We start from the raw sequence: 21,629 nt of genomic DNA, 5'->3' as shown, positions 1-21,629 counted from the left end.
CGTACAGGGGCGCTGGCGGAGCCGCCGCTTACCGGCCGGCGGCCGGCACGCCGAGCAGCTCGCGCGCCTCGACGGTGGTCAGCGGCGGCCGCTGGGCGAGCTGGGCGAAGCCGACCGCCCGGGCCACGAGCTGCATGTTGGACTCGACCGGGCGCCCCTTGGCGTAGGTCACCGTGTCCTCCATGCCGACCCGCAGGTGCCCGCCGGCCGAGAGCGACGCCAGCATGACCGGGATGGTGCTGCGACCGATGCCGGTGGCCGAGAAGGTGGTGCCCTCGGGCAGGTCGCGCAGCGCCTGGTGGGCGGCGACCAGCGTCGCCGTGGTGCCCGGCATGCCGCCCGGCACGCCCATCACGAAGTCGACGTGCACGTGCCCGCCGGCCGGCAGGCCGTACTTGCCGAGCAGCCGCTGCAACGCGGTCAGGTGGCCGAGGTCGAAGATCTCGTACTCCGGCACGATGCCGCGTTCCTGCATCCGGGTGTGCAGGTCGACGATGAACTCCCAGCGGTTGAGGAAGACGTCGTCGCCGAAGTTGAGCGTGCCCATCGTGCAGGAGGCCATGTCGGGCCCCGCGTCGAGCACGGCGAGGCGGTCGGCCTCCGGGTCGGTGACCGCGCCGCCGGAGGAGAGCTGCACGATCAGGTCGGTGTTCTGCCGCAGCGCCGCCACGGTCTCCCGCAGCCGCCCCTGGTCCAGGGTGGGCCTCGCCTCGTCGTCGCGGATGTGGACGTGGATCACGGCGGCGCCGAGCGCCTCGCACTCCTTGGCGGTGAGCAGCAGCTCGTCGAGCGTCACCGGCAGCGCCGGCACCTCCGCCTTGGCCGACTCCGCGCCGGTGGGGGCAACCGTGATCAACGTCCCTGTCGTCATGCCCGGATCCTAGACCGAGGCCAGCGAGCCAGTCGACCGGAACTTTTCCGGCCATGACGCCGCGAAGCAGAGATTCTTTCGCCGACGGGCGGTCAGGCCGGATCGATCGCGGCGGCGGTCTCGCCGACCAGGAGGCGGGCGTCGTCGGCGACGTTGCGCTTGACCACGGCGAGGGCGACCTGGCCCAGCTCGTGGTGGTGCACGGCGGTGCCGACGAAGCCGACCGCCCGGCCGTCGAGCATCACCGGCGTGCCGGCGGTCGGCGGCTGGTCGGTGGTCACCCCGTCCAGGTGCAGCAGTACGAGCCGACGCGGCGGCCGGCCCATGTTGTGCACCCGGGCCACGGTCTCCTGGCCCCGGTAGCAGCCCTTGTCCAGGTGCACGGCCGGGGCGATCAGGTCCACCTCGGCCGGGATCGTCCGGTGGTCGGTGTCGACCCCGACGCGGGCCCGCCGGGCGGCCACCCGCACCGCCTCGTACGCCCACAGCCCGGCGACCGGCACCCCGTTGCCCCGCAGCTCGGTGACCACCTGCTCCATTGCGGCCCGGGGCACCAGCAGGTCCACGCCCAGCGGCCCCCGGCGCGCCCAGCCGCCGACGGGCAGCGGCCGCACGTCGTACAGCGCGGTGGGCCGGGGTGGCACCTCGCCGGAGCGGAACTTCGGGCCCGGCACCGCGACCACGTCGGGCGCCGCCAGCCCGGTGACGCCGAGCGTCTCCACCGCGGCGGGGGCCTCCGGGCCGACCAGCGAGAGCAGCGCGTGCTCGGCGGTCACGTCGCGCGGCTCGACCTTGCTGAAGAACCGCATCCGCTCCAGGTACGCCAGCAGGCCGGCGGTCGCGCCGGGCTCGGTGTCGAGCCAGGTGGTGACGCCGTCCTCGGCCACCATGGCGTGCTGCTCGACGTGCCCGTGCGGCGAGAGCACCAGCAGCTCGGTGCCCTGGCCGGCGGTGAGCCGCGCCAGGTGCTGGGTGGTGAGCGTGTGCAGCCAGCCGATCCGCTCCTCGCCCGGCACGGCGACGACGCCCCGGTGCGAGCGGTCGACCAGGCCGACGGCGGTGTCGAGGGTGCGCTGCTCGCGCATCGGGTCGCCGTAGTGCGCGGCCACCCCCCGCACGCCCGCCGCCGCGTGCGCCGGCTCGGGCTGGTCCCGGCTGGCCTCGTCGATGCTCTCGACGCTCACCGCGCCCGCGATGTCGATCATTTAGGGTCCCCGTTCTCGCAGCGGTCGCAGACGCCGAAGAGGGAGACGTGGCCGACGTCCACCCGGAACCCGCGCTGCTGCGCCAACTGGTCGACCAGCGGGCGCAGCAGCTCCGGATCGATCTCGTCGATCGCGCCGCACTCCCGGCAGACCAGGTGGACGTGCTGGTCCTCGCCGCCCGCGTGGTAGGTCGGCGAGCCGTGCGAGAGGTGGGTGTGGGTGACCAGGCCGAGCCGTTCCAGCAGCTCCAGCGTGCGGTAGATGGTGGTGATGTTGACCCCCGCGGCCACCTCCCGGACGGCTGTGTGCACCTGCTCCGGGGTGGCGTGCCCCAGGTCCAGCACGGCCTGGAGGACCAGTTGCCGCTGCGCCGTCAGCCGCAGCCCACGGGCGCGGAGCATTTCCGCGAGGGAGGATTCGGACACCGTCCGATCATAGTTCGCCCGGGCGCGCCCGCCGCCGGCTCGACGGCCCGCAGACACGTCGTCCGCCGCGCCGGGCCCCGTCCACGAGGTCGGCCGCCCTCGGCGGGGTCGCCGCGCCGGACGCCCGTCCAGCACGTCGGCCGCCCGGCGGCGGGTCCGCCGCTACGCTCGGCGGTCATGGTGGCGTCGAGGATCGCCGTGCCGGGGCGCGGGCTGGTGCCGCCCGGCGAGCCGGTGCTGCGCGGGGACGACCGGGGCGTGCTGCACGGCGACGGGCTCTTCGAGACGATGCACCTGCGGGGCGGGCGGCCGTGGCTGCGCGACGCGCACCTGGCCCGGCTGGCCCGGGCGGCGGCGGCCGTCGAACTCGCGCTGCCCCCGGCCGGCGCGCTGACCGACCTGCTGGAGACCGTGAGCGCCGGCTGGCCGGCCGGGGTCGAGGGCGCGCTGCGGCTGGTCTGCACCCGGGGCCCGGAGGGCGGCGGCCCGCCGAGCGTCTACGCCACGCTGGGCGAGGTGCCGGCGGCGGCCCGGGCGGCCCGCCGGGACGGCGTCACCGTGGCGACCCTGCCGCTCGGCGTCGCGGCGCGAACCCGCACCGCCCTCGACTGGCTGCCGGCCGGGATCAAGTCCACCTCGTACGCGGTGAGCACCGCCGCCCGCCGCTGGGCCGCCCGCAACGGGGTGGACGACGCGCTCTGGGTCTCCACCGACGGGTACGCCCTGGAGGGGCCGACGGCCAACCTGGTCTGGCTGGCCGGCGACACCCTCTGCACCGTGCCGGCCGCCGAGACCGGTGTCCTGCCGGGCGTGACCGCCGCCTGGCTCCTCGCCCACGCCGACGCCCTGGGCCTGCGCGCCGACGAGCGCCTGGTCACCCCGGCCGAGCTGCGCTCCGCCGACGGGGTCTGGCTCACCTCGTCAGTCCGGGGCCTGGCGGAGGTCCGCACCCTGGACGCGGTCCCGCTGCGCCGCTGCCCGCGCACGCCCGCCCTGCGGGACCTGCTGGGCTTTCCCCTGCCCTGACCGCCGCCCGCCGGGCCCGGTCGGGCCGGCCCTGGTCGCCGCGCACCTGGCGTGCGCGGCGCCGCCCGCCCCCGGCGCCGTCACGCCACTCCGGGCGCGGCGGCGCGAGCGCGCGGGTCAGCCGGCCACGCGGGTGAGGCGGGCGGAGAGGTGCGGGGAGAGCCCGTGGCCGACGGCGGCCATCTCCTGGGCGTAGAGCAGCGCACCCTCGACGATGCCGAAGAGGCGGTGACCGGCGGTGACCTCCTTGGCGGTGGCCGTGCGGACCACCGCGTCGGTCACGAACTCCAGCTGGGTGCCCTTGCGCCTGCCGATGTGCAGCTCCATCACCCCGGTCGGGGTGGTCATCAGCGCCTCCAGCTCGTCGGTGACCCGGTCGCCGTCCAGCACCGGCCGCCACCAGCCGACCTCACGCCCCGCGGGACGGACCGGCTTGCTCTGCTCGTCCAGGATCCAGGCGCGCGACTCGTAGAACAGGAACGGCCGGCCGTCGTGGCTGATCCGGATCTCCTGCGCGTAGTCGAAGTCCTCGATGGTGGGGAAGCCGCCCCGGCCACGGCCGCGCCACACCCCGACGTAGGGCAGCAGGCCGTCCAGCGACGGGTGCAGCTTCGGGCCCACCCGCAGGTCGTGACTCTCCTCGAAGGGGTACGGGTCGACCGGCGGCGCGTTCAGCCACGGCGGCGGCTGCAGGGGATTCTCGTCGCTCACCGAGCCACCTTCGTTCCCGACCGCGGGGCTCGCAGACCCGACTCACTCCTCGCGCTCACCAGCGTCCTCTCGACATGCGTACGGCCAGGTAGACCAGGCCACCGGCGAGCGCGCCCAGGCCGGCGACCAGCAGGCTGACGAACCCGATCTCGGTAACCATCGCGACCATCCTATGCTGGGCCCCATGGCCCGCACTCTCGTCGTCAAGGCCACCGCCGGGGCCGACTCCCCCGAGCGGTGCGCCCAGGCCTTCACCGTCGCCGCCACCGCGGCCGCCGCCGGGGTGCACGTGTCGCTCTGGCTCACCGGGGAGTCGACCTGGTTCGCGCTGCCGGGCCGGGCGCAGGAGTTCGAGCTGCCGCACTCGGCGCCGCTGGCCGAGCTGCTGCACGTGATCCTCACCACCGGCACGGTGACCGCGTGCACCCAGTGCGCCGCCCGGCGGGACATCGGCCCGGACGACGTGCTGCCGGGGGTGCGCATCGCCGGCGCGGCGGTCTTCGTCGAGGAGGCGATGGCCGAGGGCACCCAGGCGCTGGTCTACTGACGACCGCCGCCCCGATACCGGCCCGCCAACTCGGGCCAGTGCCTACGATTCGGGTGTGACCGAGGCGACGGAGCGGTTCTTCGAATCACTGCCGGCGCGCGCCCCGGACGTGCTGCACAGTCCGGTCAGCGGGACCCTGCAGATCGACCTCGCCCGCGGCAACCAGACGCTGCACTGGGTCGTCCGGATGGCGCCCGGCGTGATCGAGGTGAGCCGGCACCGGGGGCCGGCCGACGCGATCTGGTACACCAGCGAGGAACTGTTCGACCGGCTCGTGACGGGGCAGGCCCAGGCGATCTCGACGGTGCTGCGCAACGAGAGCAGCTTCAGCGGCCACGTCGGGCTCTTCCTGGCCTTCCGACGGTTCTTCCCCGACCCGCCCGGCACCCGGGACCCACGCGACGTCGCCCGCGAGCAGGCCGGGCGGCTGCGATGAAGGACCTCGTCAGCATCCTGGACGGCAACACCTTCCTGGTCAGCGACCGGCACGGGGACATCGAGCCGTCCGTCGACTTCCCGACCGGGCTCTTCTCGTTCGACACCCGGTTCCTCTCCACCTGGATCCTCACCGTCGACGGCGAGCGGCTGCACGCCCTCTCCGTCGACGACGCGGAGTCCTACCGCACCCGCTTCTTCCTGGTCCCCGGCGAGCCGACGCACTACCTGGACGCGAAGGTCTCGGTGATCCGGAGCCGGGCCATCGGCGGCAGCTTCCAGGAGGAGCTGACCCTGCTCAACCACGCCGGGAAGGAGATGGAGTTCACCGTCCGCCTCGACATGGGGGCCGACTTCGCGGACGTGTTCGAGATCAAGCACGTCCGGCAGAAGAAGGGCCGCACCGTCGCCACCACCGGCGACAACGACCTGCGCCTCACCTACCGCCGCGAGGGCTTCCACCGGGAGACCGTGATCAGCACCAGCGCGCCCGCCGACATCGGGGTCACCGGGATGGCCTTCCGGATCCGGGTCGGCCCGCACAGCGAGTGGACGACCCGGCTGCACGTGTCGACGGTCGTCTACGGGGCGCGCGGCGAGGACGTCCGGGCCAACCTGCCGCTCTACAGGGGCAGCCGCAACCCGACCGCGATCCGCCGCGAGCAGGACGAGCTGATCGCGCGGGCGCCGAAGCTCGGCTGCGACTGCCAGCCGTTGGCCGGGGCGTACCGGCAGAGCCTTGACGACCTGGCGGCGCTGCGCTACGAGTCGATCACCCTCGGCGCGCGCCTGATGGCCGCCGGCCTGCCGTGGTTCATGACCCTGTTCGGCCGGGACAGCATCATCACCTCGCTCCAGGTGGTGCCGTTCCTGCCGGAGCTGATCCCGGCGACCATCACGATGCTGGCCGGCCTCCAGGGGCACCGGGTCGACGACTTCCGCGACGAGGAGCCGGGAAAGATCCTGCACGAGCTGCGCTACGGCGAGACGGCCGGCTTCGAGGAGCAGCCCCACTCGCCGTACTACGGGTCGGCCGACTCCACCCCGCTGTTCGTCATCCTGCTCGACGAGTACGAGCGGTGGACGGGCGACGCCCAACTGGTGCGGCGACTGGAGGCGCACGCCCGCGCCGCGCTCGCCTGGATCGACACGTACGGCGACCTGCTCGGCAACGGATACCTCTGGTACCGGACCCGCAACCCCGACACGGGGCTGCAGAACCAGTGCTGGAAGGACTCCTGGGACTCGATCTCGTACCGCGACGGCCGCCTGCCGGGGTTTCCCCGCGCCACCTGCGAGCTCCAGGGGTACGCGTACGACGCGAAGATCCGCGGCGCGCGGCTGGCCCGGACGTTCTGGGGCGACCCCGCGTACGCCGACCGGCTGGAGCGCGAGGCGGCCGAGCTGAAGATGCGGTTCAACCGGGACTTCTGGATCCCGGAGGGCGAGTACTACGCGCTGGCCCTCGACGCCGACGGCCGGCACGTGGACGCGCTCAGCTCGAACATCGGGCATCTGCTCTGGAGCGGCATCGTGGACGAGTCGCGGGCCGGACGGATCGCCGAGCACCTGCTGGGCCCCCGGCTCTTCTCCGGTTGGGGGGTCCGGACGCTCGCCGACGACCAGGGACGCTACAACCCGGTCGGCTACCACGTGGGTACCGTGTGGCCGTTCGACAACTCCCTGATCGCCTGGGGCCTGTGGCGCTACGGGTTCCGCCGGGAGGCCGGCCAGATCTGCGAGGCGATGCTGGCGGCGTCGCAGTTCTTCGGCGGGCGGCTGCCGGAGGCCTTCGCCGGCTACGAGCGCGACCTCACCGAGTATCCGGTGGAGTATCCGACCGCGTGCAGCCCGCAGGCGTGGTCGGCGGGGACGCCGTTGCTGCTGCTCCGGGTGATGCTGGGGCTGGAGCCGCAGGGCGAGCACCTGATCATCGATCCGGCCGTGCCGGAGGGGATGGGACGGATGGAGCTGCTGGACATCCCGGGCCGCTGGGGCCACGTCGACGCCCTGGGGCGCAGTCGCACCCCGCGCGACCAGGCCCCGCGCCACTGACCGTCGGGTCAGGCTGCGCAGCCGGTGGTGGCGGAGACGACGACCGAGTCGCCCGAGAGGTCGGCGACGACCACGACGTCGCCCCGCCGGTAGGCGTACGCGTGCGCGGTGTCCAGCAGCGGCACGCCGGCGACGGGGGCGAGCACGGCGGCCGGGGACGCCGGGGCCGCGACGGCGGCGGCGCGGGCGGTGCGGACGGCGCCGCCCGCGGGGCAGGGCGCGCCGAGCAGCGCGGGCGCGGGACCGGCCGGGGCGCCGAGCGCCCGCAGCGCCCCGGCCAGTGCCTCGGCCTGCCCGCCGTCGGCGCCGACCGCCGGCGCGACGTAGCCGTCGCCGACCGGGCGGCAGCCCGTGTCGGCGGTCAGCCGGACCCGGCCGTCCGCGTCGACCCTGCCGGAGACGGTGACGAACTCGCCCGCGTCGGCGCGCAGCCGGGGCCCGTCGTCCGAGGTCACCCGGACGCCGGCCCGCCAGCTGCCCGGGAGCCGGTCGGCGACCCGCTCCAGCAGCTCCCGCTCGGAGCCGACGGGGACGAACACGTCCACGCCCCGGGTCAGGGTGGCGCCCTCGGCGAACGGGGTGACCCGGCAACCACGCTCGACCTCGGGCGGCGTCGGCACGGCGGTGTCGCCGGCCGCCGCGAACAGCTCGCCGACGGCGCGGTCGACGACCGGGCCGGCCTCGGTCAGGGTGCGCTGCTCCCGCACCGTCGGCGGATCGTCGCGCACCGACGTCCAGGTGAGCGCCGCCAGCAGCACCGCCCAGGCCACCGTGCCCGCGAGCAGCCAGGGCAGCCACCGCCGGGGGGACGCCGGCCGGCCGGGACCGGTCGACGGGGCCTGCCCCGCCTCAACGACACCGTTCACAGGGCCATCGTGTCACGCCGGTGACGGCCGCCCGGACACGGTCGTGGCCCACCCCTCGGGGAGGGGCGGGCCACGGGCGGAGCAGAGCGTGGATCAGGAGGCGACCGTGACGGCGACCTCGTTGACGCCCCGGCCGGCGGTCACGGCGGTGTCGCCGTTGCCGTGCCGGGAGAGCGCCCGCAGGGTCCAGTCGCCCGGCGCGGCGAAGAACCGGAACTGGCCGGCCGACGAGGTCACCACCTCGGCGGTGAACTCGCCGGTCGAGTCGAGCAGCCGGACGTACGCGCCCGGAACGGCCTCGCCCGCGTCGGACCGGACGACGCCGGTGATCACGGTCTCCTTCTCCAGGTCCAGACTCGCGGGCAGCGGAGCGGCCTGGTCGGGAGCGGCGCAGCCGGCAGCGGTGGGTGCGGTCATGGCTCAGGCCTCCCCGGGCTCGTCGCCGAGCGCGACCGGCACGCCGACGAGCGAGCCGTACTCGGTCCAGGATCCGTCGTAGTTCTTCACGTTGCGGTGCCCGAGCAGCTCCTGGAGCACGAACCAGGTGTGCGAGGAGCGCTCGCCGATCCGGCAGTAGGCGATGGTCTCGCGGCTGTCGTCGAGACCGGCGTCGGCGTAGATCCTGCGCAGCTCGTCGTCGGACTTGAACGTGCCGTCCTCGTTGGCGGCCTTCGACCACGGCACGCTGATCGCGGTGGGAATGTGCCCGGCCCGCTGCGCCTGCTCCTGGGGCAGGTGGGCGGGGGCGAGCAGCCGGCCGGCGAACTCGTCGGGGCTGCGCACGTCGACCAGGTTCTTGGTGCCGATCGCGGCCACGACCTCGTCGCGGAAGGCCCGGATGGAGGTGTCGGGCTCCTGCGCCACGTACCGGGTCTTCGGGCGGGTCACCGCGTCGGTCACCAGCGGGCGGGCGTCCAGCTCCCACTTCTTGCGGCCGCCGTCGAGCAGCTTGACGTCACGGTGGCCGTAGAGCTTGAAGTACCAGTACGCGTACGCGGCGAACCAGTTGTTGTTGCCGCCGTAGAGGATGACGGTGTCGTCGTTGGCGATGCCGCGCTCGGAGAGCAGCGCCTCGAACTGTGCCTTGTTGACGAAGTCCCGGCGCACCGGGTCCTGCAGGTCGGTCTTCCAGTCCAGCTTGATCGCGCCGGCGATGTGGCCGGTGTCGTAGGCCGAGGTGTCCTCGTCGACCTCGACGAAGACGACGCCCGGGGCGTCGGTGTTCTTCTCGGCCCACTCGGCCGAGACGAGTGCGGTGTCGCGACTCATCAGATCACTCCCTGGTGAGGATGGATGGTGAGCCTGCGCGCGGAGATCGATGAAGATGGTTGTCGCACCACGCGCGGGACCCATAGCGAGGAAACGGATCACGGGTTCGTGCGACGGCGCCGCTGCCGGGCGTTCGGTGGGAGAGCACCGGGGGTACGCGGACCCTGAGTGCCACTGGCTGCGTCAGGCAGCCGAGGACAGCCCCGCCGTCAGATGACGGGGCGACACAGGCAGGTGGCCACGCGGCACAGGTCGACCGCGCGCCGTTTGGTGAGGAGCGTCCCCATGAGCAGCGAGCCTACCAGCCGCAGCGGGGTACGCCACCGGGCCGACCAGCATCCGGGACACCCGCCGGCCGGTCGGCGGCCCGTCTCAGCCCATGGCGGAGTTGATCGGCACGTTCTTCGCGTCCGCGGTCACGGCCAGCCCCTCGGGCAGCGGCCGGACCTCCCGGACGGCGAGCTGGAACGGCAGCTCCGGCAGGGGCACGTCGATCGAGATGCTCTTGGCGTAGTTGTTGAGCAGCGTACGGGCCAGCGGCAGGTTCGGCAGGCCCTCGGCGTTCAGGTCGTTGAAGCGCAGCGCCACCTGCCCCTGGTCGCCGACCGTGATGTCGGCGGTGCCGGTCACCGTGAGCCGCTGGCCGAGGATGTCGACCGGGGCGGTGACGGCGAGCCGGCCGCCCTGCTCGCCGAGGGTCAGCCCCGGGCGGTCGAGCAGCTTGGCGAGGCTGTCGTAGCTGATCGTGCCGGTGCCGTCGACCGTCTCGGCGACCACGTCGCCCTGGCCGGAGCGGATCGTGTCCAGCGAGGCGCGGACGTTGTGGGCGTCCACGTCGAGCTTCGGCAGCGCGACCACGTCGCCCTGCACCGGGCCCTGCACGTCCCGCAGCCCGATGGTGATGCGCTCGTACCGGCCGTCGAGCACCTGGGTGAGGAACGGGAAGCCGCCGACCTCGACCTCCGGCGCCGAGGACTGCGCCCCCTGGTTGGCGATCTCCTGCCGGACCTGGTCGGCGATGGCCCGTTCGGCCACGCCGGCCGCGACCCGGTCGGCCGCCACGATCAGGCCGCCCAGCACGAGGAGCAGGACGACGAGGGTGACGAGCACCTTGCGCCCGCGTCGACGGGGCCGCTCCTCGTACGTGTGATCCTGCGCCACGCCGCCTCCTGTCGTGAGTGCTCCGGGTGCCGCACCGCGGCCCCCCGGTGGTACCCGAACGGGGAAACCCTCAACCGCCGGTCAGAGAACGAGCTTGCACATGGCGTACGCGGCCGGCGCGGCGAGGGCGAAGCCGCCGAGCGGCCCCTGCATGTGCCGGGCGACCCACATCGTCGGCGGCTCCCCGGCCATCAGGCGGCCCGCCTCGGCGTACCCCACGGCGAGGTCGGCCAGCACGGCGGCGACCGCCGCGACCAGCCCGATGATCGCGGCCTTCGTCGGCGTGAAGGGCGTCACCAGGTAGCTGCCGAGGACGGCGCTGACCAGCGTGCCGACCATCGCACCGCCGACCACGCCGGCCGCGCCCCGAGGCACCTGCGGCGCCAGCCGTGGCCAGGGCGCCACCGCGTCGGTGAGCCGGGCGACGGTGAGCGCGACCCCGCTGGCGGTGAGGCAGACGGTGATGGCCTGGGTGCCGGCCGGGATGCGGCTGAGCGTGATCAGGGTGGCGAAGGCGACGACGCCCACCACGATCAGCAGGGTGCCGCCCAGCGAGTCGGTCACCCGCACGCGGTCGACCCGGCGGACGAGCTGGCCGAGCACCCCGAGGAGGAAGCCGCCCGCGGCGACGTAGCCCAGCGGGGCCAGGCCGGCGATGTCGGTCTGCACCGCCGCCGCGTCGGCCGCCACCGCCGCCGCCGCGCTGACCAGGGCGACCAGCAGCAGCGCCGGCGGCCGCATGGCCATCGTCCAGGCCAGCACGAAGAGCAGTTGCACGCCGAGGATGATGCCCGCGAACGGCAGCCGGTGGCCCGGGCCGGAGGTCTGCGCCCCGAGCACCAGACCGACCCCGAGCAGGAGCGCGAACCCGGCGACGGAGAGCGCGAGCTGGCGGCGCACCTCGACGGGCTCCATCTCCTCCTCGTCCGGCTCGGCGTCCGCCTCGTCGTCGGGCCGGCGCGGTGGCTCGCCACCACGCCGGGCGCGACGCGGCCCGCCGCGTTCCCGGCGACCGCCGTCGTCGTCGATGGCCGGCCCGCTGCGCGGCGCCGGCGGCTGGCCACGGGACGGGTCCGTCGGGCCCGGGCGGGGCCCGTCGGACCACGGGTCGCGGCCGGTCTCGGGCGAGCTGGAGGGAAACACGCCCCGATCGTGCCAGACCGGCCGGCCGCCGCGGAGGTCACGGTTTCGGCAACGTTAAAACCTGCGGCGCGATCACGGGCAAGTCGGGCAAACGGGAAATGACGCGGAGGTGACGCCGGGGCCATCCGTTACGCTCAAGCCGTTACCCGCCCGTCAGCGACGCCGGGACCCACGCAAGTTTCTCAGCGCCACACCCTCCGCGGAGTGCGCTGGTCGCGCGCGGCCGACGGCCGCCGGGACGGAGGTGATCGTGGAGATCCTGCTGCTGGTGACCGCGCGCGCAGGCGAACCGTCCGCTGTACTGCCGGCGCTCGACCTGTTGCCGCACTCGGTCCGCACCGCGCCGCGCGACGTCCGCACCCTGGTCGCCGGGCCCAGCCCGGACGCGGTGCTGGTCGACGCCCGCTCCGAGCTGAGCGAGGCCAGGGCCACCTGCCGGATGCTGCACGCCACCGGGCTCGGGGTGCCGTTGGTCGCGGTGGTCACCGAGGCGGGTCTCATCGCGCTCAACGCCGACTGGGGCGTCGACGACGTCATCCTCGCCGCCGCCGGTCCGGCCGAGGTGGAGGCCCGGCTGCGGCTGGCGGTCGGCCGGCTGAGCAACGCGACCTCCGGCGCCGGCGGCTCGATCCGCGCCGGCGAGCTGACCATCGACCCGGACACCTACGCCGCCAAGCTCAAGGGCCGGCCGCTCGACCTGACCTACAAGGAGTTCGAGCTGCTGAAGTTCCTGGCCCAGCACCCCGGCCGGGTGTTCACCCGGGACCAGCTCCTGCGCGAGGTCTGGGGCTACGACTACTTCGGCGGCACCCGCACGGTCGACGTCCACGTCCGGCGGCTGCGGGCGAAGCTCGGCTCCGAGTACGAGTCGATGATCGGCACGGTGCGGCAGGTGGGCTACAAGTTCGTCGTGCCGCCGTCGCGGTCGCTGCCGGACGCGGAGCACGCCCCGCTGCCGGCCTGACCCGCATCCGTTCCGGGGCCTCTTCCCCATATGCCCTTTTTGCTCGGCTTGTCGGCTCTATTCTGACTGCCGGGTTTGCCGGGCAGAGAGGGAGGCGGCGGCGTGCGCATCGACCACGGGGGCAGCGGTTCGGCACGGTCGGGCACACTGGCGCGCGGGCCCTCCGCCGCCCGCACCGTCGGCCTCGTCGCCCTGGTGGTGACCGCCCTGCTCGGCACGGCGTACGCGCTCGGGCGCAGCCTGGTGCCCGACCCACCCGCCACCGGCGTGACGACGAGCGCCACCGGCCCGCACTACGCCGACCAGCCGCCGACCGACGACCTTCCCCGGCGTACGCCGGGCGGGGAGCGCACCTCCACGCCGGCCGAGACCGGCCAGGACGGCGGCGCCGACCCGAGCGAGGCACCCGCGACGCCCGGGGCCGACGGCCCGTTCGGCACGCAGACCACCAGCGGCACCTCGCTGGTCGCGCTGACCTTCGACGACGGCCCGGACCCGCAGTACACGCCGCAGGTGCTCGCCGCGCTCCGCGAGCACCACGTCCGGGCCACCTTCTGCGTGGTCGGTGAGAACGCGCGGAACCACCCCGACCTGATCCGGGCGATCGTGGCCGAGGGGCACACCCTGTGCAACCACAGCTGGAACCACGACGTCACCCTCGGACGGCGGTCGCCGGAGGTGATCCGGGCGGACCTGCTGCGCACCAGCGAGGCGATCCGCGCGGCGGTGCCCGGCGCCACGATCGCGTACTACCGCCAGCCCGGCGGCGCGTGGACCGGCTCCGTGGTGTCGGTGGCCCGGGAACTCGGCATGACCCCGCTGCACTGGACGGTGGACCCGTCGGACTGGTCGGCGCCGGGATCCGGGCGGATCGCCGCGACCGTCCTCGCCGGAGTCGTGCCCGGCTCGGTCGTGCTGCTGCACGACGCCGGCGGCGACCGGCAGGGCACAGTGGACGCGCTGTACCGGATCCTGCCGAGCCTGACCAGCCGGTTCGAGGTGGAGGCGCTCCCCGACGGCGGAACGTGAGGCGCGCCGGCGCACGGTCCAGCAGCGTCGCACGGCCCCGCACCGGCGCACGGCCCGGCAGCATCGCACGGCCCCGCACCGGCGCACGGTCCGGCAGCATCGCACGGCCCCGCACCGGCGCACGGTCCGGCAGCATCGCACGGCCCCGCACCGGCGCACGGCCCGGCAGCATCGCACGGCCCCGCACCGGCGCACGGCCCGGCAGCATCGCACGGCCCCGCACCGGCGCACGGCCCGGCAGCATCGCACGGCCCCGCACCGGCGCACGGCCCGGCAGCATCGCACGGGCCCCGCACCGGCCACGGCCCGCACCGGCGCATCCGGCGCGGCGCCACGCCCCGCGTCGCCGGGGCCGGCGGCGTGACGCCCGCTACAGCGTCGCGCGGAGCGGGCCGACACCGGCGTCGCCGGCGATCGCCGGGGCTACCGTGACGGCATGAGCAGCGCCGAACCGCCCAGCCACCAGGTGACCCGGACCGACCGCCTCAGCCCCGCGGAGGTCACCGACGTGCTCGCCCTCGCGCGGGCCGCCGGTGACGCCGACGGCGCCGACCCCTTCGACGAGCACGTCCTGCTCCGGCTGCGGAACCCGGACGCGGCCGCGGTGCACCTGACCACCCGGGCCGCCGACGGCACGCTGACCGGCTACGCCCACCTGGACACCACCGACGGCGACGCCGGGACGGGGGTGGAACTGGCGGTGCATCCGGCGCACCGGCGGCGCGGGACGGGCCGGGCCCTGGCCCGGGGCGTGCTGGCGGCGGCGACCGGCCCGCTGCGGGTCTGGGCGCACGGCGACCACCCCTCCGCCGCCGCGCTCGGCGTCGACCTGGGCCTGCGCCGGGCACGCGTGCTCTGGCAACTGCGCCGCCCGCTGACCGCGCCGATCCCCGAGACCCGGCTGCCGGACGGGGTGACGCTGCGCGCCTTCCGGCCGGGCGAGGACGACGACGCCTGGCTGGCGCTCAACGCGCGGGCCTTCGCCGAGCACCCGGAGCAGGGCCGCTGGTCCCCCGCCGACCTGCGGGTACGCCTCGCCGAGCCGTGGTTCGACCCGGACGGCTTCCTGCTCGCCGTCGAGGAGGCCACCGGGCGGCTGCGCGGCTTCCACTGGACGAAGGTCCACGAGCGGCCCGGCTCGGCCCGGATCGGCGAGGTCTACGTGCTCGGGGTCGACCCGGCGGCACACGGCGGCGGGCTGGGCCGGGCGCTGACCTCGGCCGGCCTGGCGTACCTGCGGGACCGGCGGGGCCTGGACCGCGTGATGCTCTACGTCGACGAGTCGAACACGGCCGCGGTGGCCCTCTACGAGCGGCTCGGCTTCGCCCGCTGGTCCGCGCACGTGAACTACCAGTCGGCCTGACCGCGCGACCCCCGCTCCGGTCCGCCGCCCGGCGCGGCGGACCGGAGCCACCCCGTCCGGCCCTCCGGCCGGCGCGGCGGACCGAAGCCGTCCCGTGCGGCCCTCCGGCCGGCGCGGCGGACCGGAACCGTCCCGTCCGGCCCTCCGGCCGGCCGATCACCGCCGGATAACGGCGACGCGTCGGCGGGATAACGGCCAACCGGAAATATAGCCATACTTCCGACACGGGCGACCGAGTTCACTCAACGGACAACTCACCCTCAGCGAGCGGTCACCCGCACTGCCGCACCTGTTCACCTCGCGTTCACGTGCGACCGGCGATCCGGCTACCTGGCCCTCCTAGCTTTTGGGCCAGCCGGTCAGCGCCGGCACCCCGGGCCCCCAATCCGGGTGCGAAGTCAGACGTGAAGGGAACCCCTCAGGTGAAGCTCCAGCGGCACGGCACCCTCGCCTGCCTCGCTCTTACCGCGACGCTCGCTCTCAGCGCATGCGGCTCGGACAACAACGAGCCCGCGAGCAGCGCCTCCGGGTCGGCCGCCGCCGACTGCGCCACCGGCACGCTGAACGCCCAGGGTTCCTCGGCGCAGAAGAACGCCATGGACGAGTGGATCAAGGCGTACCAGCAGAAGTGCTCCGGCGCGAAGATCAATTACGAGCCGTCCGGTTCGGGCGCCGGCATCCAGGCCTTCATCGCCGGCACCGCCGACTTCGCCGGCTCGGACTCCGCCCTCAAGGAGGAGGAGCAGCCGCAGGCCAACGCCAAGTGCGTCGGCGGCGCGGCCATCAACCTGCCGATGGTGATCGGCCCGGTCGCCATCGCCTACAACGTCAACGGCGTGGACAACCTCCAGCTCAAGCCGGCCACCCTGGCGAAGATCTTCGCCGGCAAGGTGACCAGGTGGGACGACCCGGCCATCAAGGCCGACAACCCCGACGCCAAGCTGCCGTCGACCGCCATCAACGCGGTGCACCGCTCGGACTCCTCCGGCACCACCGACAACTTCACCGACTTCCTGACCAAGACCGCCGCGTCCGACTGGACCTTCGGCAAGGCCAAGGAGTGGAAGGCCCCGGGCGGCACCGGTGCGGCCAAGTCCGACGGCGTGGCCAGCGCCATCAAGAACCAGGACGGCACCATCGGCTACGTCGAGTGGTCGTACGCCGAGAACGGCGGCCTGAAGACCGCCAAGGTCGGCAACGGCGCGGGCGAGTTCGCCGCGCTGACCGCCGAGTCGGCCGGTAAGACCATCGCCGGCGCCGAGGTGGTCGGCCAGGGCGACGACCTCAAGATGAAGATCGACTACAACACCAAGGAGGCCGGGGCCTACCCGATCGTCCTGGTGACCTACGAGATCGTCTGCTCGAAGGGCCTGCCCGCCGACAAGCTGCCGCTGGTCAAGGGCTTCCTCGGCCACGCCGCCAGCACCGAGGGCCAGGCCGACCTGACCGAGCTGGGCTACGCCCCGCTGCCCGAGTCGGTCCGCGCCAAGGTCGAGGCCGCGGTCAAGAACCTCGCCTGACCCGCCGACACCGACACCACCACCACCTCAACTCGAAGCGAGCGAGCAGATGGGTGAAACCCCTCACCGCTCGGCCGACGCCGGCACCGGCGGGACCCGCGTGACCGAAGGTCACGACCGGCCCGTCGGTGCCTCGGCGCGTCTGGCCGAGGCACCACTTCGCACCCGTACCCCGGGCGGAACCGGGCTGGGCGGCGGCGGCGCGCTGCCGCGGGCCCGGGCCTTCGGCGCCGAACGGGCCTTCCGGGGCCTGACCCTGGCCGCCGGCGTCGCCGTCCTGGCCATCATCGCCGCGATCGCGGTCTTCCTGGTCGCCAAGGCCGTGCCGGCGCTGCGGGCCAACACCGAGAGCTTCTGGACGTTCGAGGGCTGGTTCCCCAACGACGCGGAGCCGAAGTTCGGCATCGGGGCGCTCGCCTTCGGCACCGTGCTCAGCTCCGCCCTGGCCCTGCTGATGGCGGTGCCGGTGGCCCTCGGGATCGCGCTCTACCTGTCCCACTACGCGCCGCGCCGGCTCGGCACCACGCTGGGCTTCCTGATCGACCTGCTGGCCGCGGTGCCGAGTGTCGTCTTCGGCCTCTGGGGCCGGGACGTCTTCATCAATCCGGTGCGCGACTTCTCCGCCTGGCTGAACACGTACTTCGGCTGGATTCCGATCTTCGGCGACGACGGCCCGTTCGGTAAGTCGATCATGCTGGGCGCCCTGGTCCTGGCGATCATGGTGCTGCCGATCATCACCTCGCTCTCCCGCGAGGTGTTCACGCAGACCCCGACCGCCAACGAGGAGGCCGCCCTCGCCCTCGGCGCCACCCGCTGGGAGATGATCCGCACCGCGGTGCTGCCGTACGGCCGCCCCGGCATCGTCGCCGCGGTGATGCTCGGCCTGGGTCGGGCGCTCGGCGAGACCATCGCCCTGGCGATGACCCTCGGCATCACCTTCAACATCTCGTTCAACCTGATCGAGAGCGGCGGCAACACCATCGCCGCCAACATCGCCAACACGTTCGGCGAGGCGAACGACACGGGTCGGGGCGCGCTGATCGCCTCGGGTCTGGTGCTCTTCGCCATCACGCTGATCGTCAACATCACGGCGCGGGCGATCATCCACCGCCGCCGGGAGTTTACGGAGTCGGCCGCATGACCACCGCCGTTACCTCGCACCGCAACCGTCCGCCCGCGCAACCGCCCACCCTCAAGGCCCGGCGGCTGCCGAGGTACGCGGCGCCGGCCGTCGCGGCGGCCGCCCTGCTGGTCGCCGCCGCCTTCGTGTACGGCACCGGCACCGGCGGTCCCGTGCTGGTCGTGGTACTCGGCGCGCTGCTCTACCTGGCCGGCCTCTTCGTCGCGGCGAACCGCGTCGAGGGGCGGCGCTCGGCCCGCAACCGCGCCTGGAGCGCGCTGATCCACTCGGCGTTCGTGCTGGCCGTCCTGCCGCTGGCCTCGGTGGTCTGGACGCTGGTCAGCAAGGGCGCCGAGCGCCTGGACGGCGACTTCTTCCTCACCTCGATGAACAACATCGGCGCGCGGGACCCGAACGGCGGCGCGTACCACGCGATCGTCGGCACGCTCCAGCAGGTCGGCATCGCCGCCCTGATCACCGTCCCGCTCGGCATCCTCTGCGCCATCTACGTCGTCGAGTACGGCCGGGGCCGGTTCGCCTTCGCGATCCGGTTCTTCGTGGACGTGATGACCGGCGTCCCGTCGATCGTCGCCGGCCTTTTCGTGCTGGCGTTCTGGGTGCTGATCGTCTCGCCGTGGTTCAACGACGGCCGGCCGAGCTTCTCCGGCTTCGCCGCCGCGCTCGCCCTGAGCGTGCTGATGCTGCCCACCGTGGTCCGCTCCACCGAGGAGATGCTGCGTCTCGTCCCGGCGCCGCTGCGCGAGGGGGCGTACGCCCTCGGCGTGCCGAAGTGGAAGACCATCCTGCGGGTCGTGCTGCCGACCGCGCTGCCGGGCATCGTCACCGGCGTCATGCTCGCCATCGCCCGCGCGGCCGGCGAGACCGCCCCGGTGCTGCTCGTGGCCGGCGGCGGCGCGGCGATCAACTTCAACCCGTTCGAGAACAACCAGTCGTCGCTGGCCCTCTTCGTCTACCAGCAGGCCGGCGACGCGTCCCGGTACGCGCCGGCGCGGGCGTGGACCGCGGCACTCACCCTGGTCGCCCTCGTGCTGATCCTGACCGTCGCGGCGAAGCTGCTGGCCCGTCGCAACCGGCTCGGCCGATGAACCCCGGAGGTACCACCACCATGGCCAAGCGCATCGAAGCCTCGAACGTCACCGCCTACTACGGCAACTTCAAGGCCATCGAGAACATCAACCTGACCGTCGAGCCGAAGACGGTGACCGCCCTGATCGGCCCGTCCGGCTGCGGCAAGTCGACCTTCCTCCGGTCGATCAACCGGATGCACGAGGTGCTCCCCGGCGCCCGCGTCGAGGGCAGCCTGACCATCGACGACCAGGACATCTACGACCGGGACGTGGACGTCACCGCCGTCCGGCGCATGATCGGCATGGTCTTCCAGCGGCCGAACCCGTTCCCCACCATGAGCATCTTCGAGAACGTGGTGGCCGGGCTGCGGCTCAACGGGGTCCGCAGGAAGTCGATCCTGGACGAGGCGGCCGAGAAGGCGCTCCGCTCGGCCAACCTCTGGGACGAGGTGAAGGACCGGCTCGGCAAGCCCGGCGCGGGCCTCTCCGGCGGTCAGCAGCAGCGGCTCTGCATCGCCCGGACGATCGCCGTCGAGCCGCAGGTGGTGCTGATGGACGAGCCCTGCTCGGCGCTCGACCCGATCTCGACGCTGGCCATCGAGGACCTGATGTTCCAGCTCAAGGACAAGTTCACCATCATCATCGTCACGCACAACATGCAGCAGGCCGCCCGCGTCTCGGACCGGACCGCCTTCTTCTCGATCGAGAAGACCGGCGACCCGGGCCGCCTCATCGAGTACGACAACACGCAGAAGATCTTCAGCAACCCGGGCGTGAAGAAGACCGAGGACTACATCACCGGCCGCTTCGGCTGACGCCCCGGCCCGCTGCGCGGATCCTGGTGGGTCCCGGCCCGGCGAGAGCCGTCCGCCACCAGGATCCGCAACGGCTCCCCGGTCAGGCCAGCACGAAGCGGGGCTCGCCGCCGTCGGGCTCGTCGAGGCGCGGGGCGACCGGGGTGGCGGCGTCCCGGTCGGCCGCCGCGCGGGCGACACCGGCCAGGTCGGCGCAGGCGGCCACCTGGGCCAGGTTGACCACGGTCGGCGGCAGCATCGTCAGCTCGCCCGCCTCCGCCCGGGCCACCGCGTCCGCCGGCCGCACCCAGAGGGTGTGGTCGGCCTCGCCGGAGACGTCCCGGGTCCGCTGCCCCTCCGGCAGCAGGGCCACGAAGAAGTACGTGTCGAAGCGGCGCGGCTCGAACTCCGGGGTGATCCATCGGCTCCACGGCAGCAGCAGGTCCGACCGGAGGGTGAGCCCGCGCCGGGCGAGCAGCTCGGCGAAGCCGCCCCGGCGCTGTTCCAGCGCCACCCGGTCGGCCTCCCAGTCGTCCCCGCTGACGTCGCCCACGACGGTGTCGGCGTCGGGGCCGGCGAGCAGCACCCCCGCCTCCTCGAACACCTCCCGGGCGGCGGCGCAGACGACCGCCTGGGCGGCCTGGCCGGTCAGCCCCAGTCGCTCGCCCCAGCCGGCCGGCGACGGGCCGGCCCAGTCGAGGTGCGCCTGCGAGTCCGAGGGGTCGACGCCGCCGCCGGGGAAGGCGTACATCCCGCCGAAGGCCATCGCGGCGACCCGGCGGATCAGGTAGACCTCGAAGTCGTCGCCGGCCGGGCGGAGCAGCAGCACGGTGGCCGCGACCCGGGGCGACGCCGGGGTGCCGCCCTCGGCGCGGAACCGGCGGGCGTGCTCCACCAGCGCCGGGGGTGCGGGGAAGCCGTCGGCGTCGATCGTCATGGGCCGAGCCTAGTTCCCGACGGGTGGATCGCCCGCCCTGCCGTCCGGTGATCTTCGCTAGCGTGGCCGCCATGACTCGTTGGGGCATCCTGGCCACCGGCCACATCGCCGCCCGCTTCGCCGAGGACCTCCGGCTGGTGCCGGGAGCCGAACTCACGGCCGTCGGCTCGCGGACCGCCGAGAGCGCGGAGCGGTTCGCGCGCCGGCACGGCGTGCCACGGGCGTACGCCTCCTGGGCGGAACTGGCCGCGGACGACGACCTGGACGTCGTCTACGTCGCCACCCCGCACGCCGCCCACCACGAGGCGGCCCTGACCTGCCTGCGGGCCGGCCGGGCGGTGCTGCTGGAGAAGCCGTTCACGCTCGACCTGGCGACGAGCGTCGAGCTGGTCGAGGCCGCCCGCGCGGCCGGGGTCTTCCTGATGGAGGCCATGTGGATGCGGACCAACCCGCTCGTACGCCGGGTCTGCGAGCTGGTGGCCGACGGCGCGATCGGTGCGGTGACCGGCGTCCGGGCCGACTTCGGGGCGGCCGGGCCGTTCCCGCCGGAGCACCGGATGCGGGCCCGCGCCCTCGGCGGCGGCGCCCTGCTCGACCTCGGCGTCTACCCGGTCAGCCTGGCCCACCTGCTGCTCGGGGTGCCCGACCACGTCCGGGCCTGGGCGAAGCTGAGCCCCGAGGGGGTGGACGAGAACACCGGGATCGTCCTCGGCTACGACTCGGGCGCGGTCGCCACGTTGAGCTGCGGCATGGTCGGGGCGACCCCGCTGGTCGCCTCCGTCACCGGCACGTCCGGCCGGATCGACCTGCCCGAGCCGTTCTTCCGGCCCGGCGCGGTGACCCTGCACCGGGCCGGTGCGGAGCCGGAGACGATCACCGGCGAGCTGGTCGGCGGCGGCTACCAGTACGAGGCCGCCGAGGTCCAGCGCTGCCTGGCCGAGGGCCTGGCGGAGAGCCCCCTGGTGCCGCACTCCGCCACCCTGGAGGTGATGGCGCTGCTCGACGACATCCGCGCCCGGATCGGCGTCTCCTACGCCTGACGGCGGGCACGCGAGGAGGCTCCGCCGACGCCTGGGGCGTCGGCGGAGCCTCCTCGCGCG

General features: G+C 74.1%; 24 protein-coding genes. 12 read left to right on the top strand and 12 right to left on the bottom strand.

Annotated elements, in window-relative coordinates; genetic code table 11:
* Positions 1 to 28: 28 nt before the first annotated feature.
* The 3 genes from GA0070606_RS18760 to GA0070606_RS18750 all read right to left on the bottom strand — a co-directional run bounded on the left by GA0070606_RS18760 (position 29) and on the right by GA0070606_RS18750 (position 2,501).
* The gene (locus GA0070606_RS18760) at positions 29 to 871 is read right to left on the bottom strand and encodes a beta-keto acid cleavage family enzyme (protein ID WP_091102045.1); all 843 of its coding nucleotides are present in this window, start codon (positions 869 to 871) and stop codon (positions 29 to 31) included.
* A gap of 92 nt (positions 872 to 963) precedes the next feature.
* Positions 964 to 2,076 carry a CAF17-like 4Fe-4S cluster assembly/insertion protein YgfZ gene (ygfZ, locus tag GA0070606_RS18755; RefSeq protein WP_091102041.1) on the bottom strand — a complete coding sequence of 371 codons (1,113 nt, stop codon included), beginning with the start codon at positions 2,074 to 2,076 and terminating at the stop codon, positions 964 to 966.
* Complete coding sequence (locus GA0070606_RS18750; RefSeq protein WP_091102039.1) at positions 2,073 to 2,501, bottom strand: Fur family transcriptional regulator; 429 nt, start codon at positions 2,499 to 2,501, stop codon at positions 2,073 to 2,075. The genes ygfZ and GA0070606_RS18750 overlap by 4 nt, the downstream gene beginning before the upstream one ends.
* Before the next feature lie 177 nt (positions 2,502 to 2,678).
* Between GA0070606_RS18750 and GA0070606_RS18745 the strand changes: the two genes are divergently transcribed.
* Entirely contained in the window at positions 2,679 to 3,527 is an 849-nt protein-coding gene (locus GA0070606_RS18745) for an aminotransferase class IV (RefSeq protein WP_091102036.1), read from the top strand.
* Positions 3,528 to 3,644: 117 nt separating this feature from the next.
* Here GA0070606_RS18745 and GA0070606_RS18740 read toward each other — a convergent pair whose 3' ends face one another.
* Both GA0070606_RS18740 and mtfM read right to left on the bottom strand, forming a co-directional pair.
* Entirely contained in the window at positions 3,645 to 4,238 is a 594-nt protein-coding gene (locus GA0070606_RS18740) for a heme-binding beta-barrel domain-containing protein (protein WP_091102032.1), read from the bottom strand.
* Positions 4,239 to 4,293: 55 nt separating this feature from the next.
* Positions 4,294 to 4,398 (bottom strand): small membrane protein MtfM, encoded by a 105-nt coding sequence (mtfM, locus tag GA0070606_RS33740; RefSeq protein ID WP_036376929.1) that lies wholly within the window; start codon positions 4,396 to 4,398, stop codon positions 4,294 to 4,296.
* Positions 4,399 to 4,410: 12 nt separating this feature from the next.
* Between mtfM and GA0070606_RS18735 the strand changes: the two genes are divergently transcribed.
* The 3 genes from GA0070606_RS18735 to GA0070606_RS18725 are packed head-to-tail and all read left to right on the top strand — an operon-like array spanning position 4,411 to position 7,275.
* On the top strand, positions 4,411 to 4,785 hold the full coding sequence (locus GA0070606_RS18735; protein WP_091102028.1) for a DsrE family protein: 375 nt from the start codon (positions 4,411 to 4,413) through the stop codon (positions 4,783 to 4,785).
* A gap of 55 nt (positions 4,786 to 4,840) precedes the next feature.
* On the top strand, positions 4,841 to 5,221 hold the full coding sequence (locus GA0070606_RS18730) for an SCP2 sterol-binding domain-containing protein (protein ID WP_091102024.1): 381 nt from the start codon (positions 4,841 to 4,843) through the stop codon (positions 5,219 to 5,221).
* Entirely contained in the window at positions 5,218 to 7,275 is a 2,058-nt protein-coding gene (locus GA0070606_RS18725; protein ID WP_091102021.1) for an amylo-alpha-1,6-glucosidase, read from the top strand. The genes GA0070606_RS18730 and GA0070606_RS18725 overlap by 4 nt, the downstream gene beginning before the upstream one ends.
* A gap of 8 nt (positions 7,276 to 7,283) precedes the next feature.
* On the opposite strand, the gene GA0070606_RS18720 is transcribed toward GA0070606_RS18725, so the two are convergent.
* The 6 genes from GA0070606_RS18720 to GA0070606_RS18700 form a co-directional block, all read right to left on the bottom strand.
* On the bottom strand, positions 7,284 to 8,141 hold the full coding sequence (locus tag GA0070606_RS18720) for a hypothetical protein (protein ID WP_091102017.1): 858 nt from the start codon (positions 8,139 to 8,141) through the stop codon (positions 7,284 to 7,286).
* Positions 8,142 to 8,234: 93 nt separating this feature from the next.
* The gene (locus GA0070606_RS18715) at positions 8,235 to 8,558 is read right to left on the bottom strand and encodes a DUF1416 domain-containing protein (protein ID WP_091102013.1); all 324 of its coding nucleotides are present in this window, start codon (positions 8,556 to 8,558) and stop codon (positions 8,235 to 8,237) included.
* A gap of 3 nt (positions 8,559 to 8,561) precedes the next feature.
* Positions 8,562 to 9,410 carry a sulfurtransferase gene (locus tag GA0070606_RS18710; RefSeq protein ID WP_091102008.1) on the bottom strand — a complete coding sequence of 283 codons (849 nt, stop codon included), beginning with the start codon at positions 9,408 to 9,410 and terminating at the stop codon, positions 8,562 to 8,564.
* Positions 9,411 to 9,619: 209 nt separating this feature from the next.
* A complete protein-coding gene (locus GA0070606_RS33900; protein ID WP_311202345.1) occupies positions 9,620 to 9,697 on the bottom strand; it encodes an Ms5788A family Cys-rich leader peptide in 78 nt (25 codons plus the stop codon).
* Between the two features lie 85 nt (positions 9,698 to 9,782).
* Positions 9,783 to 10,571 carry an LmeA family phospholipid-binding protein gene (locus tag GA0070606_RS18705; RefSeq protein WP_091102004.1) on the bottom strand — a complete coding sequence of 263 codons (789 nt, stop codon included), beginning with the start codon at positions 10,569 to 10,571 and terminating at the stop codon, positions 9,783 to 9,785.
* Between the two features lie 81 nt (positions 10,572 to 10,652).
* Positions 10,653 to 11,714, bottom strand: coding sequence for a hypothetical protein (locus GA0070606_RS18700; RefSeq protein ID WP_091102001.1), 1,062 nt, complete (start codon positions 11,712 to 11,714; stop codon positions 10,653 to 10,655).
* A 244-nt stretch (positions 11,715 to 11,958) separates the two neighbouring features.
* On the opposite strand from GA0070606_RS18700, the gene GA0070606_RS18695 reads away from it, so the two are divergent.
* The 7 genes from GA0070606_RS18695 (at position 11,959) to pstB (ending at position 19,613) form a co-directional block, all read left to right on the top strand.
* The gene (locus tag GA0070606_RS18695; RefSeq protein ID WP_176737360.1) at positions 11,959 to 12,678 is read left to right on the top strand and encodes a winged helix-turn-helix transcriptional regulator; all 720 of its coding nucleotides are present in this window, start codon (positions 11,959 to 11,961) and stop codon (positions 12,676 to 12,678) included.
* Between the two features lie 108 nt (positions 12,679 to 12,786).
* Positions 12,787 to 13,707: a polysaccharide deacetylase family protein gene (locus GA0070606_RS18690; RefSeq protein ID WP_425413102.1), complete on the top strand. Its 921-nt coding sequence runs from the start codon at positions 12,787 to 12,789 to the stop codon at positions 13,705 to 13,707.
* Positions 13,708 to 14,143: 436 nt separating this feature from the next.
* Positions 14,144 to 15,070 (top strand): mycothiol synthase, encoded by a 927-nt coding sequence (gene mshD, locus GA0070606_RS18685; protein WP_091101997.1) that lies wholly within the window; start codon positions 14,144 to 14,146, stop codon positions 15,068 to 15,070.
* Positions 15,071 to 15,492: 422 nt separating this feature from the next.
* Positions 15,493 to 16,590, top strand: coding sequence for a phosphate ABC transporter substrate-binding protein PstS (gene pstS / locus GA0070606_RS18680; RefSeq protein WP_091101993.1), 1,098 nt, complete (start codon positions 15,493 to 15,495; stop codon positions 16,588 to 16,590).
* A gap of 49 nt (positions 16,591 to 16,639) precedes the next feature.
* Positions 16,640 to 17,731 carry a phosphate ABC transporter permease subunit PstC gene (pstC, locus tag GA0070606_RS18675; RefSeq protein ID WP_091101989.1) on the top strand — a complete coding sequence of 364 codons (1,092 nt, stop codon included), beginning with the start codon at positions 16,640 to 16,642 and terminating at the stop codon, positions 17,729 to 17,731.
* Positions 17,728 to 18,816: a phosphate ABC transporter permease PstA gene (pstA, locus tag GA0070606_RS18670; protein WP_091101985.1), complete on the top strand. Its 1,089-nt coding sequence runs from the start codon at positions 17,728 to 17,730 to the stop codon at positions 18,814 to 18,816. Before pstC ends, pstA begins: the two co-directional genes overlap by 4 nt.
* A 20-nt stretch (positions 18,817 to 18,836) precedes the next feature.
* A complete protein-coding gene (pstB, locus tag GA0070606_RS18665; protein ID WP_091101981.1) occupies positions 18,837 to 19,613 on the top strand; it encodes a phosphate ABC transporter ATP-binding protein PstB in 777 nt (258 codons plus the stop codon).
* An 82-nt stretch (positions 19,614 to 19,695) separates the two neighbouring features.
* Here the strand turns inward: pstB and GA0070606_RS18660 are convergent, their stop codons facing one another.
* Complete coding sequence (locus tag GA0070606_RS18660) at positions 19,696 to 20,529, bottom strand: NUDIX hydrolase (protein WP_091101977.1); 834 nt, start codon at positions 20,527 to 20,529, stop codon at positions 19,696 to 19,698.
* A gap of 71 nt (positions 20,530 to 20,600) precedes the next feature.
* Here GA0070606_RS18660 and GA0070606_RS18655 point away from each other — a divergent pair, with 71 nt between their 5' ends.
* Positions 20,601 to 21,569 carry a Gfo/Idh/MocA family protein gene (locus tag GA0070606_RS18655; protein ID WP_091107879.1) on the top strand — a complete coding sequence of 323 codons (969 nt, stop codon included), beginning with the start codon at positions 20,601 to 20,603 and terminating at the stop codon, positions 21,567 to 21,569.
* Positions 21,570 to 21,629: the final 60 nt, after the last annotated feature.

Source organism: Micromonospora citrea (assembly GCF_900090315.1).
Taxonomy (GTDB): domain Bacteria; phylum Actinomycetota; class Actinomycetes; order Mycobacteriales; family Micromonosporaceae; genus Micromonospora; species Micromonospora citrea.
The sequence above is the reverse complement of the archived record's forward strand: the minus strand, read 5'-3'. Positions and strand labels throughout refer to the sequence as shown.